Below are 17,707 nucleotides of genomic sequence, written 5' to 3' on the forward strand. Positions count from 1 at the left end.
ACGGCCACGTAGGCTTGACGGGTGCTCGCCGTCGTACCGCCCCCAGTAACCGTCAGGGTTCCCGCCAAGGTCAACCTGCACCTGTCGGTCGGTGACGTACGCCCGGACGGCTACCACGAGCTGGTGACCGTGTTCCAGGCGCTTTCCTTGACCGACGAGGTGACCGTCGCGGTCACCGAAGATCCCGGTGTCGAGGTCTACGGCGAAGGCGAAGGCTCCGTACCGACAGGGGCCAACAACCTCGCCTGGAAGGCGGCGCAGGCGCTGGCGGCACATGTCGGCAAGGCGGACGGCGAGTCCAAGGTCAGGGTCGTACTGCGCAAAGGCATCCCGGTGGCAGGTGGGATGGCCGGTGGTAGCGCCGACGCGGCCGCGACCCTGGTGGGGCTCGCGTCGCTTTGGAAGCTCGACATCTCCCGAGACGAACTGGCGGGTATCGCCGCGAAGCTCGGCAGTGACGTCCCGTTCGCGCTCTACGGCGGGACCGCGTTGGGCACCGGCCGGGGTGAGCAGCTGGTGCCGGTCTTGTCGCGGCACACCTTCCATTGGGTCCTGGCCTTCGACCAGCGAGGTCTTTCGACGCCGAGGGTGTTCGGCGAGCTGGACAAGTTGCGTGAAGAGGGCAGCCCGCCGCGGATCGGTTCGCACACCCCGGTGGTCGAGGCGCTGGCGTCCGGCGACCCGCGGCAGCTGGCGCTGCTTCTCGGCAATGACCTTCAGGCGGCCGCCGTCTCGTTGCGGCCGGGGCTGCGTCGCACCTTGCGGGCCGGGGTCAACGCGGGTGCGCTCGCCGGCACCGTCTCCGGCTCCGGACCGACCTGTGCCTTTCTGTGCGCGGATGCCCAGTCGGCCGTCGAGGTCGCCGCGGAGCTGTCCGGTGCGGGTGTCTGCCGCACGGTACGCGTCGCGCACGGGCCGGTGCCCGGAGCGCGGCTGGTCGGCGGCGACGACGCTCCGCGGCCGTCTCCGCCGCGGGTGCACGCGTGAGGATGTCCGAAATGGACATCGACTAATTCGTTGTGGTGCAAGCTTTTCGGAAAGGATCGGCTGAGGCATGGCCAACTTGGTCAACCTGGAGTCGGTGAGCAAGTCCTTCGGGGTGCGCCCGCTGCTCGACGGTGTTTCGCTCGGTGTGGCGGAGGGGCAGCGTATCGGTGTCGTCGGTCTCAACGGGGGTGGGAAGACGACGCTGCTGGAGGTGCTCGCGGGGATCAGCGAGCCGGATACGGGACGGGTCAGTCAGGTCCGTGGCTTGCGGATGGCCGTGGTCACCCAGCGGACCGAGCTGCCCGCCGGCAGCACTGTCGGCGATGTCGTGCTGGAACGTTACGGCGCGGAACACGAGTGGGCCGCTGACGCGCGTGTCCGGTCCATTATGGACGGTCTGGGGATCACCGCACTCGGCGTCGAGAAGGAAACCGCGAACCTGTCCGGTGGCGAACGCCGCCGGGTGGCGCTGGCGGCCGCTCTCACCGGTGAACTGGACCTCGTGGTCCTCGACGAGCCGACCAACCACCTGGACGTCGAAGGCGTCCGCTGGCTCGCGGATCACCTGCTGAACCGCAAGATCGCGGTCGTGGTCGTCACGCACGACCGGTGGTTCCTCGACACGGTCGCGAGCCTGACCTGGGAGGTCACCAACGGCCGCGTCGAGCAGTACGAAGGCGGGTACGCGGACTGGATCTTCGCGCGGGCCGAACGGGCGCGACTGGCGGCGACCGCCGAGGAGAAGCGGCAGAACCTGGCGCGTAAAGAGCTCGCGTGGCTGCGTCGCGGCCCGCAGGCCAGGACCTCGAAGCCGCGTTACCGAGTAGAGGCGGCCGAGGCGCTGATCTCCGATGTGCCGGAGCCGCGTGATTCGGTCGAGTTGCAGGCGTTCGCGCGTCGGCGGCTGGGCAAGACCGTGCTGGAGATCGAGGACGCCACGTTGACCGTCGGCGACCGCACCCTGCTCGATCACGTCACCTGGCGGATCGGCCCCGGCGACCGGGTCGGTCTCGTCGGCGTCAACGGGTCGGGCAAGACCACGCTCCTCAAGCTGCTCGGCGGCGACAAGGAACCCGAGACGGGGCGACGTATCCAGGGCAAGACGGTCAGCCTCGCGCACCTGCGGCAGGAACTCGACGACCTGCCGGGTGATCTGCGCGTGCTGCAGGCGATCGAAGAGGTGTCCGGCCGGGTCGTGTTCGGCAAGCAGGAGCTCACCGCTTCGCAGCTCGCCGAGAAGCTGGGGTTCCCCGCGGCGAGGCAGTGGACACCGGTCGAGGACCTTTCCGGTGGCGAGCGGCGCCGTCTGCAGCTGTGCCGGCTTCTGATGGCCGAGCCCAACGTGTTGTTGCTCGACGAGCCGACGAACGATCTCGACATCGACACTTTGCAGCAGCTCGAAGACCTGCTGGATTCCTGGCCGGGCAGCCTCGTCGTCGTCTCGCACGACCGGTACCTGGTGGAACGCGTCTGCGACACGATCGTGGCCCTGTTCGGCGACGGGCAGGTGACCCACTTGCCCGGCGGGATCGAGGAGTACCTGGACCGGCGCGCCAAGAGCCTCGAGAAGGCAGGCAGTGACCGGAAGGCGGGCAACGCGCAGACCGCCGCACCCAAGAAGAGCGCCGCGGAGCAGCGTGCGGCGCAAAAGGAGCTGTCCCGTCTCGAACGCAAGCTCGACCAGCTGCACGCGAAGGAAGAGAAGCTGCATGCGGCGCTGCTCGCCGCGGCGACCGATCCGACGAAGCTCATCGAGCTGAACACCGAACTGAAGGCTGTCGAAACGGAAAAAGAGGAGGTCGAAGCTCAGTGGCTCGAGACCTCCGAAGCGATCGAATGAGTTCACGCGACGGCGCGCGGGTCTTCCAGCGCGGACAGTAGTGTGACGCGCATGAGTCGGTTCGTGGACACGCTCGTCGCCACCGCGGCGGGGCGAGGTCAGCAGCGGGGAATGGTCACCGGGGAGCCCAAGGAGCCGGTTCGGCGGACCTGGGCCGAGATCCACGAGCAGGCCAAACGGGTCGCCGGGGGTCTGGTGGCGGCCGGGCTGGCGCCCGGCAAAGCGGTCGCGGTCCTGGCGGCGGCGCCGTCGCTGATCGCGCCGACGGTTCAGGCGGTTTGGCTCGCCGGCGGCAGCGTGACGATGCTGCACCAGCCGACGCAGCGCACCGACCTCGCGGAATGGGCCGAGGACACCGTTCGCGTGCTCCGGATGATCGGTTCCGGCCTGGTTCTGCTCGGTGAGCCGTTCGACCAGCTGGCGCCGGTGCTCACCGAGCACGGCATCGCCTTCCAGGTCATCACCGAGCTGCTCGAAGCGGAACCGTTGGCGGAGCCCGTGCCGACGGCCGAATCGGATACGGCGCTCTTGCAACTGACCAGCGGGTCGACGGCCGACCCGAAGGCCGTTCAGATCACCTACGGAAACCTGTATTCGAACGTCAAGGCGATGGTCGATCGGGCCGAGTTCGATTTCGACGTCGACGTGATGGTCTCGTGGCTGCCCACCTTCCACGACATGGGGATGGTCGGCTTCCTGACGGTCCCGATGACCTTCGGTGTCGAGCTCGTCAAGATCACGCCGCTCGAGTTCCTGTCCGGACCGTTGATCTGGCCGCAGCTGATCAGCAAGTACAACGGCACGACCACGGCCGCGCCGAATTTCGCGTACGCGATCGTGGGCAGGCGGATGGCCCGCGTCGAGGACGACAACGCGTACGACCTCTCGAAGCTTCGGATCGCGTTGAACGGCGCCGAGCCGATCGACGAAACGGCCGTGCAGACGTTCGTTGATGCAGGGGCGCGCTTCAAGATGCCCGCCGAATGCGTCTTCCCGGCGTACGGCATGGCGGAGGCGACTCTCGCGGTTTCGTTCGCGCCGTTGTTCACCGGCTTGACGCTGGACGTCGTCGAGGCCGACGCGCTCGAGACGGATAACCGCGCGGTGCCGGTCCCCGAGGGCGACCCGCGCCGCGGGACCGACGAGGTCCGGTCCTTCGCCGTGCTCGGGCCACCGCTCGACGGGCTCGAGGCTGAGATCGTCGACGACAAGGGAACCGTGCTCGGGGAACGCCAGGTCGGGGAGATCCGCCTGCGGGGCGAGGCCGTAACGCCGGGGTACCTGACCATGGACGGTCCGCTCGCGACCCAGGACGAGGACGGCTGGCTGCTCACCGGCGACCTCGGTTACCTGGTCGACGGCATGATCGTGATCTGCGGGCGCCGTAAGGACGTCATCATCATGGGCGGCCGGAACCTGTATCCGACCGACATCGAACGAGCGGCGACTTCGGTCGAAGGGGTGCGCGCGGGGAACGCCGTAGCCGTGCGGCTCGACGCCGGCAGCCGACGGGAACGGTTCGCGGTCGTCGTCGAATCGAAACTCGCCGGGGACCCGGAAACGGAGAAGGCGCTGGCGAAGGAGGTCGCGGCCAAGGTGCGCGGCGCCGTCGACATGCGGCCGTTCGCTGTTGTGGTGCTCCCCGCGGGGAGCCTGCCGAAGACACCCTCAGGCAAGGTGAAGCGGGCCGCGACCGCCGTTCAGTTCGCGGACAAGATCGCCAAGAACGCGGCGACCAGCTGAGACGAAAGGGCCGGGGCCGCGAGTATCGCGGACCCGGCCCTTTCGCGGCACCTCCCGTTGGTCAGCGGCGTCGCCACAATGGCTTGCGGTTATGGGTGTGCTCCAGTGCGGGCGCTATGTAGTAGCCGGAAGACTGGGACAACCCGGCCAACGTCCCCTCGACGTCTCGCAGGAACGCGTCGACGGCTGCCGGGTCGTAGCCTCGTTTCGAGAGCGGCGCTTTGGCGAACGCCACGTTGTGGACGTCCGAAACCGACAGGTCGTCGTCGCCGTCGAGAGTCGCCGCGACCCGTTCGAGGAAGGCGTCGACCTCGGGTTCGTGGTAGCCACGCGCACCGATCGGCGCCCTGTCGAACTGCCGGGTTCTGGCCTCGAACGCAGTGACGGGCACTAGCGCTCCCGGAGGGTCTCGATGGGACCGCGGTCCGGAACGGCGCGTTCGGCGGTGGCTTCGTCTTCTCCTCGGGCGCCGGGCACGTGGAGTGCGTGCTGGCCGGTGCGGTGGGCGAGTTGCCCCTCGACCTTGTCGAGGAAATCGTCGACTTCGCGTTCGTCGTAGCCGCGCTTCCCGATCAACGGACGCGAGAACATGACGTGGTGGACCTCGGCGGCCGTCAGGTCGTCCCGGTCCGAGAGCGTGTCGGCGATCCGTTCCAGGAACGCGTCGACCTCGTGTTTGGCGTATCCGCGCCGCCCGATCGGGGCGTTCGGGAAGGTGGCGCCGGTGATGTCTTCGGCCGTAAACGACATGAAACTCTCTCCGGTTTCGGTGGGGAATGCGATCTCCGCATTCCGTCCTAACGGGTTTGAGAGTTCCCCGGAAGAGCTCGCCCTATTCCACGACTCGATCAGGGGCGTGGTGAAACGCCTTCGAGTGACGAGGTGTAACGCACCGCCATGTGAGCGGATTCACCCAGCGTGGAAGGTGTTCTGAGCCGCCGCGAGACCGGTGCTGATAAGCGCTTCAACGGCGTCGGCGCAACGATCGATCTCGAAAGCGAGCTCTTTGCGTTCGACCGTCGAGAAGTCTTTCAGCACGAAATCGGCCGGATCCTGCCGCCCCGGAGGCCTGCCGACGCCGAAACGGACACGGTAGTAATCCTTCGTGCCCAGGGATTTGGTGATCGAGCGGAGACCGTTGTGGCCGTTGTCGCCGCCGCCCAGCTTCATCTTGATCGCGCCGAAGTCGACGTCCAGCTCGTCGTGGACGACCACGACACCGGCCGGGGGGATCTTGTAGAACCGGGCCGCGCCCACGACCGGGCCGCCAGAGAGGTTCATGTACGAACGCGGCTTGGCCAAAACCACCCGCTGGCCCGCCAGCCTGCCTTCGAGGATTTCGGCGCCGCTCTTGTGCGCTTTGAACTTGCCGCCGACGCGGCCGGCCAGTTCGTCGAGCACCATGAAGCCGACGTTGTGCCTGTTGCCCGCGTATTGGGGGCCGGGATTGCCGAGGCCGACGAGCAGGATCTGCTCGCCGGCCCCGGGAAGTACTGCTTCGGTCACACCGGTGACTTTATTCGGCGTCCTCGGCGGGGGTCTCCGCAGCCTCGGCCTCTTCGCCCTCGAGCGAGGACTCGGACGGCGCCTCGTTCACGGCGACGACCAGCGCCTCGGCGTCGGTGACCAGGGTGGCGCCCTGCGGCAGGGTGACCTGCGAGGCGAGGATCTGGGTGCCGGCTTCGACGCCCTCGACCGAGACCTCGACCTGCTCGGGGATGTGCAGCGCCTCGACCTCTACCTGGAGGGTGTCGAGGTCGGTGGTGACCAGGGTGCCCGGGCCCGCGGTGCCGGTGACGACGACGGGGACGTCGACGGTGACCTTCTCGCCGCGGCGGACGACCAGCAGGTCGACGTGCTCGATGTAGTTCTTCAGCGGGTGGACGACGATGGTCTTCGTCAGCGCCAGCTCGCTCTTGCCTTCGAGCTCGAGGGTGATGACGGCGTTGCTGCCGTTCTCACGCACGACGCGGGCGAACTCGAGGGCGGGCAGGGCATAGTGGCGCGGGTCCGAGCCGTGCCCGTACAGCACCGCGGGGATCTTGCCGGCACGACGCGTGCGACGCGCGGCACCCTTGCCGAATTCGGTGCGGGGCTCGACGGACAGGGTTACCTCGGACACGGTGTAGCACTCCTTCAATTCACCAACATGTTCAGCGAAAGCATGCTGAGGTGGGGATGGTTCGGGCGGTTCGGGTGTTCGGCGGCGAATTCCACAGGCGTGCTCGACCGCGTGTGGCCACTCAAGCCGCCGCGTCGATCACGTCGGGCACCAGGTGCTCACGGAACCCGCCTCGCCGAGACCGGGAAAGTGTAGACCAAGCGGTCGTGCCGGGGTCCCGCCGGGTGGCTCGTTCAGGTGACAAGTCGGTGACAGGTGCTTCGGGAACCCGCGGATGCGGTGGTGCGCGACCCCTTTTCTAAGGTGTGATCTCCTCGCACTCGAGACAAGGGGGCGGAATGGCGGCACGACGGTCGAGGATCGGCGCGATCGCCGCCTTGTGCTGCCTCCTGGCGGGGTGCGATGTCGCCATCGACGGGGCGGCCGGGATCTCGCCCGCCGAGCAACAGCGGGTGGACAGGCGCGCCGAGCAGCGCGGCGCCGTCGAGAGTGCGCTGAAGGCGCTCGAACAAGCGCCCGCCGTCATCTACAAGTCGACAATCAAGGACGCTTCGGGCAAACCCGCCGAGCTGCAGTTCCGGATCACTCGTAACGGCAGCGCGCAGGGGGCCCTCCCGGTCGACGGTCAGCCGATCCAGATCGTGTCCGCCGACAAACAGCTGTACCTCTCGGCGACGCCGGAGTACTGGAAGGCGCACGGGCTCGGCAACAGCGAGCAGTACGGCACCAACTGGGTCCGTACGGACGGCTCGGACCTGCCTGTGAACGCGGTCGAGGTGCTCAGCCCGCGCAAGGCCGCGTCGACGTTGAGGACCGCGGTGTCCGCGATGGACCCGCTGACCGATCCGGTCCGGTCGAAGTTGCCCGACGGGACCGAGGTCTACGACGTCGGGAGCGGGCTCGGGGCACTGCGGGTGACCACCGCCGCGCCGCACCGCGTCGTCAGCTTCGCGCCTTCCCTCGTCGCCGCCGCGGGCGGTAAGACGCTCGGTGCCGAGATGCGGGTCGAACCGCTCGCCGGGGACGCGCTGAAGAAACTTCAGACCGATCTGGACGGCGCGATCGGGGGAATCGGGCAGCCGTTCGACGCACTCGCCCAGGTGAGCGTCAGCGTCGTCAACGACAAGCTGGACTGCACGGATTTCGTCGGAACCTGCCGGGCGACCATCGACGTGGCCAACACCGTCATCGGTGGCGTGAGCGGGACGCCCGTGCATTTGACGCTGACCGTCGATTTCACCGCGCAATCCCTCGGCGCGCAGAGCTGCACGGCGAACGCCGACGCGGCCCCCGGCGCCACGACGAGCATGACCTGCGAGGTCAAGTTCAAGTTGCCGAATCGGAACGCCAGCTATCAGGTGCAGGCGAAGCCTTCGGCGCGCGGCGAGGTCCGGGCGGCGCTCGACGTCAACGCCGTCCGCGAGAAGCTCAAGTCCGAGTTCGCCGCGCTGGGTGGCTGACCTGCACACTCACCTCCGGGTGCGTTGCATACGTTGAAGTAGCCGATCTCGCGTTCTTAGCATCGGCGTGGTCGCCGATGAAAAGGGAGAAACGCGATGGCGAAGTTGGTTGTGTTCGGTGGAACCGGGTACGCGGGCGGAAAGATCGCCGCGGAGGCGCGCGGCCGCGGTCACGAGGTCCTAGTGGTGTCGAGGAACGCGGAAGGCGAGGGCACCCGGGCGGGCTCGCTCTACGACGAGGCCTTCCTGGCCGACGTCGCCAAGGGCGCCGATGTCCTGGTCATCGCGGTTCACGGGCAGAGCGGTCTACTCGAAGCGGTGCCCTCGATCGCCCAGGTCGCGAAAGACAACGGAGCGCGGATCGGCGTCGTCGGCGGGGCCGGCAGCCTGAAGGTGGCCGAAGACGGTCCGCGCCTGATCGACACCCCCGAGTTCCCGGACGAGTACAAGGGCGAGGCCGGTGCGCACGCCGAGGTGCTGGAGGCGTTCCGGAAACTTCCCGAGGACGTCGACTGGTTCTACCTCAGCCCGGCCGCGGAGTTCGGCGCGTGGGCCGAGGGCGAGCGGACCGGCGAGTTCCGGCTCGGCGATGACGTGCTGCTGACCGACGAGAACGGTGGGTCGAAGATCAGCGGCGCCGACTACGCGATCGCGTTCGTCGACGAGATCGACAAGCCGGAGCGCCGCCGTCAGCGTTTCTGCGTCGCCTACTGACCGGACAGTTCCTTGACGACCGGCGCGAACGTTTCCAGCATCGGCTCGAACACCGTGATGTAGGAGAAGCCGTACCTTTCGCGGCGCTCTTGGAGCTGCCGGACCATCTCGTCGGTGGTCCCGAACAGCAATTGGGGTGTTTCGAGCACGGCGTCGACGTCGAGGCTGTCCTGGTCCTTCAGCTCTTCGCGCCAGGACTCGGCGGCCGCGCGCCGGTCGTCCGTGACCACGACCCGCTGGACGAGCATGTTCAGTTCGGGATCCCGGCCGTTCGTGTGTGAACGGAAGAAGGCGACGCGCTCGTCCATGCGTTCGGCGTCGTCGAGCCGGAAGGTTCCCGGCGGTTTTCCCGGTGCTTGCCGAAGGCCCGCGAAGCCGGCGATGTCGGCTTCGCGGGCAGCGAGGGAGAGCACGCCGTCACTGTTGCCCGCGAGGAGCAGCGGAGGGGGAGTGATCCCTTCGGCGGCGAAGTGTTCGCGCAGGTGGTCAAGGCCCTTGGCGAGGTACTCGATACGGTCCTTGGCCGGGATCCACGGCAGGCCGGCCTCGTCGAATTCCGATTTCATGTGACCGGAGCCGAGACCGAGGTCCAGCCGATCGCCGGTCATCTTCACCGTCGTGACGACGTCGCGCGCGAAGAGCGCGAAGTTGTAGAAGGGCACGTTGGACACGAGAGTGCCGACGCGGGGCCGTTCCGTCACCGCGGCGGCCATGGTCAGCGCCGGGAAAGGCGAGTTCCGTCCTGAGCCGAGGTGATCCGGCACGGAGATGACGTCGTATCCGAGTGCCTCGACGCGGCGGCACTTCGCGACCCAGTTTTCGCGGTTCTCGGCGCCCCACAGGTTCACGCCGAACTTGAATTTCCCCATGCCGGAAACCTAGCCACGCGGGGAGGCCGGGCGCGCGCCGTTTCGCGAGGAGCCGAAAACGAAGCAAGGGACCTTTGCTCTCACTCTCCGAAAGAGAGTGGTAGCAAAGGTCCCTTGCTTCGTCGGGGATCAGGCGTTGCCGTCGAAGAGGGACGTGACCGACCCGTCCTCGAAGACCTGCTGGATCGCCTGCGCCAGCAGCGGCGCGATGGACAGCACGGTCAGCCCGGGGAACCGCTTCTCCTCCGGGATCGGCAGCGTGTTGGTGACGATCACCTCGCGCGCCTTGCAGTTCGACAGCCGCTCGGTGGCGGGGTCGGACAGGATGCCGTGGGTCGAGGCGATGACGACGTCGGCCGCGCCTTCGTCGAGCAGGGCCTCGGTGGCCTTCACGATCGTGCCGCCGGTGTCGATCATGTCGTCGATCAGCACGCACAGCTGACCGCGGACCTTGCCGACGACGCGGTTGGCGACGGCCTGGTTCGGCTTGTCCGGGTCGCGGGTCTTGTGGATGAAGGCGATCGGCCGGTCACCCAGCTGCGCCGCCCACTTCTCGGCGAGCCGCACCCGGCCCGAGTCCGGCGAGACGACGGTGATGTTCTCGTCCTGGTAGGTCTTGTTGATGTGCGCGGCCAGCACGTTCTGCGCGAGCAGGTGGTCGACGGGACCGTCGAAGAAGCCCTGGATCTGCGCGGTGTGCAGGTCGACCGTCATGATCCGGTCGGCGCCGGCGGTCTTGAACAGGTCCGCGATCAGGCGCGCGGAGATCGGCTCGCGGCCCTTGTGCTTCTTGTCCTGCCGCGCGTACGGGTAGAACGGCATGATCACGGTGATCCGCTTGGCGCTCGCGCGCTTGAGGGCGTCCACCATGATCAGCTGCTCCATCACCCATTCGTTGATGGGCGCCGGGTGGCTCTGGATCACGAACGCGTCGGTCCCGCGCACCGATTCGTTGAACCGGACGAAGATCTCCCCGTTGGCGAAGTTGTGCGCGGTCTGCGGGACGACCGACACGTTGAGGTGCTTGGCCACCTCTTCCGCGAGCTCCGGGTGCGCGCGCCCGGAGAACAGCATCAGGTTCTTCTTCGGTGTTCCGGACTTCGAGCTCATGCTGGCGACTCCCCGTCGTTTCCCTTATCTGAATCGGACACGGCGGTGGTGTCCTGCTTCGCGGCGGAAGCTGCTTCCGCCGCGGGTGTGCCCGGCCTGCGCCGGGACACCCAGTCTTCGATGTTGCGCTGCGGCCCGGTGGACACGGCGAGCGCGCCCGGGGGCACGTCTTGCCTGATCACGGTGCCTGCCCCACTGTAAGCGCCATCGCCGATGGTCACCGGGGCGACGAACGTGTTGTCCGCGCCGAGCCGCACATGGGAGCCGATCGTGGTGTGATGCTTGTTCACGCCGTCGTAGTTGACGAAGACGCTGGAACACCCGATGTTGCTGTTCTCGCCGATGGTCGCGTCGCCGACGTAGGTCAGGTGCGGGACCTTCGTGCCGGCGCCGATGTCGGCGTTCTTCGTCTCGACGAAAGCGCCGAGTTTGCCCTTGGTCCCCAGTTTGGAGCCGGGACGCAGGTAGGTGAACGGACCGACCTTCACGCCGTCGCCCAGTTCCGAATCGGAACCGTGCGTTCGCACCACCGACGCGCCCGCGCCGACGGAGACGTTCTCCAGAGTGCTGTCCGGGCCGATCTGCGAACCCTCGCCGACCGACGTCGAGCCCTTGAGCTGGACGCCGGGTTCGATGACGACGTCGCGCGACAAGGTCACGCCCGCGTCGATCCAGGTGCTCGCCGGGTCGACGACGGTGACACCCGCCCGCTGCCAGCCGCGGACGATCCGGCGGTTCAGCTCGGCGCCGAGGACGGAGAGCTGCACGCGGTCGTTGACGCCTTCGGTCACCCACGGGTCGTCGATGACCAGCGCGCCGACACCCTTGCCGTCGCCGCGGGCGATGCCGAGGACGTCGGTGAGATAGAGCTCGCCCTGGGCGTTGTCGGTCGAAAGCTTCGAAAGCCCGTCGACCAGGACCGAGGCGTCGAAGGCGTACACGCCGGAATTGATTTCGGCGATTTCGTGCTGCTCGGGGGTGGCGTCCTTCTGCTCGACGATCGAGGTGACGACGCCGTTTTCGTCGCGGATGATCCGGCCGTAACCGGTCGGGTTCTCGACGACCGCGGTCAGCACGGTGACCGCGTTTCCGGTGGAGGTGTGCTCCGCGACCAGGGAAGCGAGCGTTTCGGTGTCGAGCAGCGGGACGTCGCCGTAGCTGACGACGACGGTGCCGGTCAGCCCCGCGGGCAGCGCCGAGAGCGCGCACGAGACGGCGTGCCCGGTGCCCTTCTGCTCCTCCTGGACGGCCGTGACGACCTCGCGGCCGAGCGCCTCGCCGACGTTCGCCAGCCGGGCGCCGACCGAGTCGCGACCGTGGCCGATGACGACGACCAGGTGCTCCGGGTTCAGTCCCGCGGCGGCCCGCACCGCGTGCTCGACCAACGGGCGGCCGGCGATCGGGTGCAGCACCTTCGGGGTGGACGAGCGCATGCGGGTGCCCTCACCCGCGGCGAGGATCAACGTGCTCAGCGGGCCGGTCACGGCACTCCCAACATTTCACCAACGGTGGTTGTCGGGCATTGATCCTACGTGGGCTGCTCGGCGTCCCACGCGGGGTCGGTCGGAGCATCCTCGCCGGGCCATCCGGTCACCGGATCGATGGCCATCGAGTTCACCGACGAAACCTGGTTCCCGCCGCCGCGTTTCGCCTGGTACATGGCCGCATCGGCGCGTGCGAGGACCTGTTCGGCCCGTTCCTGCGGGCGGAGCGACACAAGGCCGACGGAGAGGGTGACGCCGTGCGAAAGATGATGCGGCAGAGATGCGACGGCATTCACAGAACGACCCAGCGCCTGTTTCGCCGCGGACGCCGGAGCCCCAGGTAGAAGCACGATGAACTCGTCTCCGCCGTAGCGGGCGACGACGTCGTCGCCGCGCAGGGCGTCACGCAGCGTGCTCGCAATGACACGGAGCACGTTGTCGCCTTCGGCGTGCGACTGCTTGTCGTTGACGTCCTTGAAGCCGTCGAGGTCGACCAGCGCCACCGCGAGCGGCTGGGCGTCGGCGGACGACGCCAGCGAACGCAGCTTTTCGTCGAGCGCGCGCCGGTTCGGCAACCCGGTGAGCGGGTCCTGCAGGGCCTGCTGGGTGATGGCGCCGTGCTCGGCGGAGAGCCGCTCGTGCTCCCGCCGCGCGTTGAGCGTGGCGATCTGCGATTCCCGCAGCGACCACATCTCGGTTTCCAGGATGGTCGCGTAGTCGATCAGCGACTGGCTCGCCCCGGACGCGTAGTCCGGCGTGGTGTCGAGCCTGGCCAGCTCGCGGGCGAGGTTCAACCGCATCGACGGCAGCGAGCCCTCTTCGTTGTCCTCGCGGACCTCTTTGAGCACCTGCAGCGCGTCCTCGCGGCGGCCGTCGTTGTCCAGGCAGCGGGCCAGCGCGATGGCGATGATCTCGCGTTCGTGCGGGAACACCAGTTCCGGATGCAGCAGCGAGGTCAGCCGCTCGATATGCGACGAATCGGGCGACGCCAGCGCGGCCGCGGCGGCGAGCACGCCGACCTGGTCGATCGCGGGCACCCCGGCCTTACGCGGGAACAGCGATTCGGTGAACGGGCCTTCAGCGGCCTGGGCCATCGACGCCGCGGTTCGGAACTTGTCCGCCCCTTCGTCGTACCGCTCGATCCGTTCGAGGCGCAGGCCCCAGCCCAGCAGCATCTTGACCCGGTTGATCAGCTGGAGCGCGATCTCGTGCGGGCTGGCGCTGTCGCGGATCGCCTGCGCGGCGCGGGCGATGGCCTCCTCGGCCGCCTCGTAGACGCCCAGCTGGTTCAGCACCAGCCAGCAGTCGACCAGGGTCGTGGACAGCATCCGGTCCCAGTTGCGCCTGCCGACCTGGCGGTCCGGGACCGCGGAGTCGTCGAGGATGGCCAGCGCCCTGGCGATCTCGGTGAGGGCGGCGTCCTCCTGTTTGGCGATCACCAGGCGGCGGCCGCGCATGGCGTGCGCGTCGGCCCGCATCAGCGCGAGACCGTGCCGCCGGGTGTGCGCGAGCATCTCGTCGAGCCTGGGTTCTGCTTCGGCGGCGAGACCGCGGGTGACCAGCCTGGCCATCGCGGAGTACCGCAGCAGCTGGGCGACCAGGAGCGGTTCGCCGCGGCGCTGCGTCTCGTCGAGGAGCTCGTCGAGGCTGGTGACGATGTCCAGCTGCTCGGCGAAGCTGACACGCTGTATGGCCGCACCGAGTTCGCGCGCGCGACCGTAGAGCCAGGCGTCGGACATCTCCGCAAGCGCCGGCCGCCTGCCACTGGTCGTCGCGTCCTCGGTCAGCCGCACACACCCCCACCGTTGAAAACGCCGCTGGTCATCTGTTCGTCTGCTCCGCCGCCAGGATTCGAACCTGAACTGTCAGAACCAAAATCTGAAGTGCTGCCGATTACACTACGGCGGATCGATCCTGGTCAGGATAGCCATGTCGGGGACGTCCACGTGCGCCCGGGGGTGGCGTCACCGTCGCGGGCACTCCACAGGGGACCAAACCTCCTGTACCGTAACTTACGGCATCGTAGGTAAGGTCACCCTTAGGGAAACCCTCAGGGTTGCGCGTAGAAAAGAAGTGACTGCATGACGGCTACCCTCGACCGTTCCCAGAAGCCCGCGAAGGGCCCCAAACCGGTAATCGACGGACAACGATCGGGCGCCGTGCAGCTCTCGGTCTACCTCGGGGTCATCTTCCCGCTCGCCGCGCTGCTCGTGGCCGTCCCATTCGCTTGGGGCTGGGGACTGACCTGGGTCGACGTCGGCCTGTTCGTGGTCTTCTACGCGATCAGCGGCCTCGGAATCACCGTCTCCTATCACCGCTACTTCACGCACGGCTCGTTCAAGGCCAAGCCGTGGCTGCGCGTCGCGATGGCGATCGCCGGCAGCATGGCCGTCCAGGGCCCCGTGATCACCTGGGTCGCCGACCACCGGCGCCACCACGCCTTTTCCGACCGCGACGGCGACCCGCATTCGCCGTGGCTGTTCGGCACCTCGCCGCTCGCCATCGCCAAGGGGTTCTGGCACGCGCACATGGGCTGGCTGTTCGATCGCGACCAGACCAACGCGGAGCGGTTCGCGCCGGACCTGGTGAAGGACCCGGCCATCAAGAAGGTCGACGACCTGTTCTGGCTGTGGAGCCTGCTCACCCTGGTGCTGCCCGCGATCCTGGGCGGACTGATCACCTGGTCGTTCTGGGGCGCGGTGACCGCGTTCTTCTGGGCCGGGCTGGTGCGGGTCTGCGTGCTGCACCACGTGACCTGGTCGGTCAACTCGGTCTGCCACATGATCGGCGAGCGCCCGTTCGCCGCCCGCGACAAATCGGCAAACTTCTGGCCGCTGGCGATCTTCTCCTTCGGCGAGTCGTGGCACAACCTGCACCACGCCGACCCGACCTCCGCGCGGCACGGGGTGCAGCGCGGCCAGATCGACCTTTCCGCGCGTCTCATTTGGATCTTCGAGAAGTTCGGCTGGGCCTACGACGTGCGCTGGCCGACCCCGCAGCGCCTCGCGCGCATCGCCGCTGAAAGCAAATAGCGAGGTCGCGTTAGTCTTCTGCGATGGCGGGGAGAAGGCGGACCAAACGTGAAGCGGTCACCGGGGCGCGTCCTGTCGCTCCGGTGGCCCGGGTGCGGATGACGGGGACCGAGCGCAGACAGCAGCTGCTCAACGTCGCCAGGGCCCTTTTCGCGGAGAAGGGTTTCGAAGGAACGTCCATCGAGGAGATCGCGCACCGCGCGAACGTCTCCAAACCGGTGGTGTACGAGCACTTCGGCGGCAAGGAAGGCATCTACGCCGTCGTCGTCGACCGCGAGACGCAGCTGCTGCTCGACCGGATGGTCTCCACCCTCCACGGTGGACACCCGAGGGTGATGCTGGAGCAGGCGGCGATCGCGCTGCTCTCCTACGTCGAAGACTCGCACGACGGCTTCCGCATCCTGGTGCGGGATTCGCCGGTCGCGAGTTCGACGGGCACGTTCTCGACGGTGCTGAACGACATCGCCAGCCAGGTCGAGCACATCCTCGCGCAGCAGTTCGCCGCACGGGGTTACGACGAGAAGCTGGCCGCGCTGTACGCGCAGGCGCTCGTCGGGATGGTGGCGCTCACCGGGCAGTGGTGGCTCGACGCCCGGAAACCGAAACGCGACGAGGTCGCCGCGCATCTGGTCAACCTGGCGTGGAACGGTCTGTCCAATTTGGAGCACAAGCCCAAGCTACGGTTGCACTGAGACCTGCGTCGCGCGGCAGTAACGTTTCCCGGGTGGTGAGCGCTAGGTCCCCCATAGAGATCATCCAACTGGGGGAACAACCGTGGAGAACTTTCCCGCGCCCGCCGTCGGGCAGATGGCGCCGCAGAAGAAGAGAACGTGGCTGAAGCCGGTCATCCGCTTGGGCATCTTCGGTGTCGTCGCCCTGATCGCGTTCTTCGTGGCGAATCCGTTCACGGCGTCGAGCACCGAGGTCGGCGCTTGCCTCAAGGGCAGTGTCGACAACGCGGACAGCGTCAAGAGCACCGAATGCGGAACTCCGGACGCGAACTTCAAAGTCGTCGGAAAACAGGAGAACAAGTCGGAAATCGGGCTCAGGCTCTCGGGCGGGTCCGAATGCGAGGACTACCCGACGACCGACGCGTACTTCTTCCAAGGAAAGAGGGGGGCCACCGACGGCACCCTGCTCTGCCTGGAAGACCTGAAGAACCCGGGCGAACGGGCGCCGGTCGTCGGTGACTGCCTCCCCGACGGCGTCGTCGGCGCGAAGAAGCTCACGAAGGAGGACTGCGCGACAGCGCGGTACAAGGTCCTCGCCATCGAAAAGAGCGCGACCTTCCTCATCGACGGCAGCACGGTGTGCACCCAGGTGCCGTCGACCGACGAGAAGATCCAGTGGCAGCGCTCGGGCGGCACGCTCCCGCAGTCGCGGGTGCTGTGCCTGGACGACCTCAAGAAGTAGCGGTCAGCGCAGGAGGCCGGTCTCCCGCAGGTGGTCGAAGATGAGCTTGCCCACCGCGGAGAGCCGGTCCCTGTCCTCGTGGCCCAGCCACGCGATTTCCTCGATTTCGCTGCTGGCCGTGGGTGTTCCGCTGAATTCGGCGAGATAGCAGGTCGTCCGGACCACGAGCCCTGACGGGTGCCCGTCGGCTTGAGCCTCGAACGAGCCGGCGGGCTCGATCGTCGCCGGATCGATCTCGACGTTCAGTTCCTCACGGACTTCGCGAACCAGGGTCTCGGCGTCGGTTTCACCGGGTTCGCGTTTGCCGCCGGGCAGATAGAACACGGATTTCCCGCGCGAGCGGGCGCCGAGGACACGGCCGTCCTGGAAATACAGCAAAGCGATTTTGTCGATCATGGTTCAGCCCAGCGCCGCGGCGGTTTCGGCGGTCGTGAGCACTTCGCCCAGCCGCGGGAACACCTTCGTGATCGCCGATTCGTGGGAGATCGCGGCGATACCCGCCATCGCGTCCGAAACGGCGATGGTCTCGTAGGCGTGGTCGATCGCGGCCCGCAGCGTCGATTCGACGCCGTACTCGGTGGCGATCCCGGCGAGCACCAGCGTCTTCACGCCGAGCCCGCGCAGGAGTTCGTCGAGTCCGGTGCGGTAGAACGCGCCGATCGTGTTCTTGGTGATCAGGTGCTCGCCCTCGCGAGGTGTCAGTTCGGCGACCAGTTCGCTGCCGGGCGGCTGCTCGTCGACGTCCGGCCGATGTGCCCGCACGTGGACGACCGGCGAGCCGGCCGCGCTGAAGGCGTCTCGCAGCAGGACGGCGTTCGCTACGACTTCGGTGCCTTCGATCGGCACGGTCTCCAGCGCGACGATCCGGGTCTGGAGGTCGATCAGGACGAGCGCCGTCGTCGCCGGGTCGATCTTCGTCATGCGGGCAGCCTA

At 67.7% G+C, this 17,707-nt stretch carries 18 protein-coding genes and 1 tRNA gene; 8 read left to right on the forward strand and 11 right to left on the reverse strand.

What is annotated here, in order from left to right; genetic code table 11:
* Positions 1–21 precede the first annotated feature (21 nt).
* The 3 genes from ED92_RS19250 (at position 22) to ED92_RS19260 (ending at position 4,570) form a co-directional block, all read left to right on the forward strand.
* Positions 22–987, forward strand: a complete 966-nt coding sequence (locus ED92_RS19250; RefSeq protein ID WP_007028772.1) for a 4-(cytidine 5'-diphospho)-2-C-methyl-D-erythritol kinase — start codon at positions 22–24, stop codon at positions 985–987.
* A gap of 67 nt (positions 988–1,054) precedes the next feature.
* On the forward strand, positions 1,055–2,827 hold the full coding sequence (locus tag ED92_RS19255; RefSeq protein WP_037340628.1) for an ABC-F family ATP-binding cassette domain-containing protein: 1,773 nt from the start codon (positions 1,055–1,057) through the stop codon (positions 2,825–2,827).
* A 51-nt stretch (positions 2,828–2,878) separates the two neighbouring features.
* On the forward strand, positions 2,879–4,570 hold the full coding sequence (locus ED92_RS19260) for a fatty acyl-AMP ligase (protein ID WP_037340630.1): 1,692 nt from the start codon (positions 2,879–2,881) through the stop codon (positions 4,568–4,570).
* A 61-nt stretch (positions 4,571–4,631) separates the two neighbouring features.
* On the opposite strand, the gene ED92_RS19265 is transcribed toward ED92_RS19260, so the two are convergent.
* The 4 genes from ED92_RS19265 to ED92_RS19280 all read right to left on the reverse strand — a co-directional run bounded on the left by ED92_RS19265 (position 4,632) and on the right by ED92_RS19280 (position 6,692).
* Positions 4,632–4,961 (reverse strand): DivIVA domain-containing protein, encoded by a 330-nt coding sequence (locus ED92_RS19265; protein WP_037340632.1) that lies wholly within the window; start codon positions 4,959–4,961, stop codon positions 4,632–4,634.
* The gene (locus ED92_RS19270; RefSeq protein WP_037340635.1) at positions 4,961–5,320 is read right to left on the reverse strand and encodes a DivIVA domain-containing protein; all 360 of its coding nucleotides are present in this window, start codon (positions 5,318–5,320) and stop codon (positions 4,961–4,963) included. The genes ED92_RS19265 and ED92_RS19270 overlap by 1 nt, the downstream gene beginning before the upstream one ends.
* 159 nt (positions 5,321–5,479) lie before the next feature.
* Entirely contained in the window at positions 5,480–6,076 is a 597-nt protein-coding gene (pth, locus tag ED92_RS19275) for an aminoacyl-tRNA hydrolase (RefSeq protein WP_037340637.1), read from the reverse strand.
* Between the two features lie 10 nt (positions 6,077–6,086).
* Positions 6,087–6,692 (reverse strand): 50S ribosomal protein L25/general stress protein Ctc, encoded by a 606-nt coding sequence (locus tag ED92_RS19280; protein ID WP_037340639.1) that lies wholly within the window; start codon positions 6,690–6,692, stop codon positions 6,087–6,089.
* Between the two features lie 338 nt (positions 6,693–7,030).
* On the opposite strand from ED92_RS19280, the gene ED92_RS19285 reads away from it, so the two are divergent.
* Complete coding sequence (locus ED92_RS19285) at positions 7,031–8,152, forward strand: hypothetical protein (protein ID WP_081975870.1); 1,122 nt, start codon at positions 7,031–7,033, stop codon at positions 8,150–8,152.
* 96 nt (positions 8,153–8,248) lie between these two features.
* Entirely contained in the window at positions 8,249–8,866 is a 618-nt protein-coding gene (locus ED92_RS19290) for an NAD(P)-dependent oxidoreductase (RefSeq protein WP_037340641.1), read from the forward strand.
* Here ED92_RS19290 and ED92_RS19295 read toward each other — a convergent pair.
* From ED92_RS19295 to ED92_RS19315, 5 genes are all read right to left on the reverse strand, one after another.
* Positions 8,860–9,735 (reverse strand): TIGR03621 family F420-dependent LLM class oxidoreductase, encoded by an 876-nt coding sequence (locus tag ED92_RS19295; protein WP_037340642.1) that lies wholly within the window; start codon positions 9,733–9,735, stop codon positions 8,860–8,862. The two genes, ED92_RS19290 and ED92_RS19295, sit on opposite strands and share 7 nt — an antisense overlap.
* Positions 9,736–9,864: 129 nt before the next feature.
* Positions 9,865–10,845 carry a ribose-phosphate diphosphokinase gene (locus ED92_RS19300; protein WP_037340645.1) on the reverse strand — a complete coding sequence of 327 codons (981 nt, stop codon included), beginning with the start codon at positions 10,843–10,845 and terminating at the stop codon, positions 9,865–9,867.
* Positions 10,842–12,329, reverse strand: a complete 1,488-nt coding sequence (gene glmU / locus ED92_RS19305) for a bifunctional UDP-N-acetylglucosamine diphosphorylase/glucosamine-1-phosphate N-acetyltransferase GlmU (RefSeq protein ID WP_037340648.1) — start codon at positions 12,327–12,329, stop codon at positions 10,842–10,844. The genes ED92_RS19300 and glmU overlap by 4 nt, the downstream gene beginning before the upstream one ends.
* A gap of 44 nt (positions 12,330–12,373) precedes the next feature.
* The gene (locus tag ED92_RS19310) at positions 12,374–14,122 is read right to left on the reverse strand and encodes a diguanylate cyclase (protein ID WP_037340650.1); all 1,749 of its coding nucleotides are present in this window, start codon (positions 14,120–14,122) and stop codon (positions 12,374–12,376) included.
* Between the two features lie 43 nt (positions 14,123–14,165).
* Positions 14,166–14,237 (reverse strand) — tRNA-Gln (locus ED92_RS19315).
* A gap of 173 nt (positions 14,238–14,410) precedes the next feature.
* Here ED92_RS19315 and ED92_RS19320 point away from each other — a divergent pair.
* From ED92_RS19320 to ED92_RS19330, 3 genes are all read left to right on the forward strand, one after another.
* Positions 14,411–15,361: a fatty acid desaturase gene (locus ED92_RS19320; protein ID WP_037340653.1), complete on the forward strand. Its 951-nt coding sequence runs from the start codon at positions 14,411–14,413 to the stop codon at positions 15,359–15,361.
* A 98-nt stretch (positions 15,362–15,459) separates the two neighbouring features.
* Positions 15,460–16,053 carry a TetR/AcrR family transcriptional regulator gene (locus ED92_RS19325; RefSeq protein ID WP_037342446.1) on the forward strand — a complete coding sequence of 198 codons (594 nt, stop codon included), beginning with the start codon at positions 15,460–15,462 and terminating at the stop codon, positions 16,051–16,053.
* An 82-nt stretch (positions 16,054–16,135) separates the two neighbouring features.
* Entirely contained in the window at positions 16,136–16,774 is a 639-nt protein-coding gene (locus ED92_RS19330; protein ID WP_037340655.1) for a hypothetical protein, read from the forward strand.
* Between the two features lie 3 nt (positions 16,775–16,777).
* Here the strand turns inward: ED92_RS19330 and ED92_RS19335 are convergent, their stop codons facing one another.
* Together ED92_RS19335 and ED92_RS19340 are read right to left on the reverse strand one after the other, a co-directional pair.
* Complete coding sequence (locus ED92_RS19335) at positions 16,778–17,170, reverse strand: NUDIX domain-containing protein (protein ID WP_037340657.1); 393 nt, start codon at positions 17,168–17,170, stop codon at positions 16,778–16,780.
* Positions 17,171–17,173: 3 nt separating this feature from the next.
* Positions 17,174–17,695, reverse strand: a complete 522-nt coding sequence (locus ED92_RS19340; RefSeq protein ID WP_037340660.1) for an isochorismatase family protein — start codon at positions 17,693–17,695, stop codon at positions 17,174–17,176.
* Positions 17,696–17,707 lie beyond the last annotated feature (12 nt).

This window comes from Amycolatopsis sp. MJM2582 (genome assembly GCF_000754115.1).
GTDB classification, from domain to species: domain Bacteria; phylum Actinomycetota; class Actinomycetes; order Mycobacteriales; family Pseudonocardiaceae; genus Amycolatopsis; species Amycolatopsis japonica.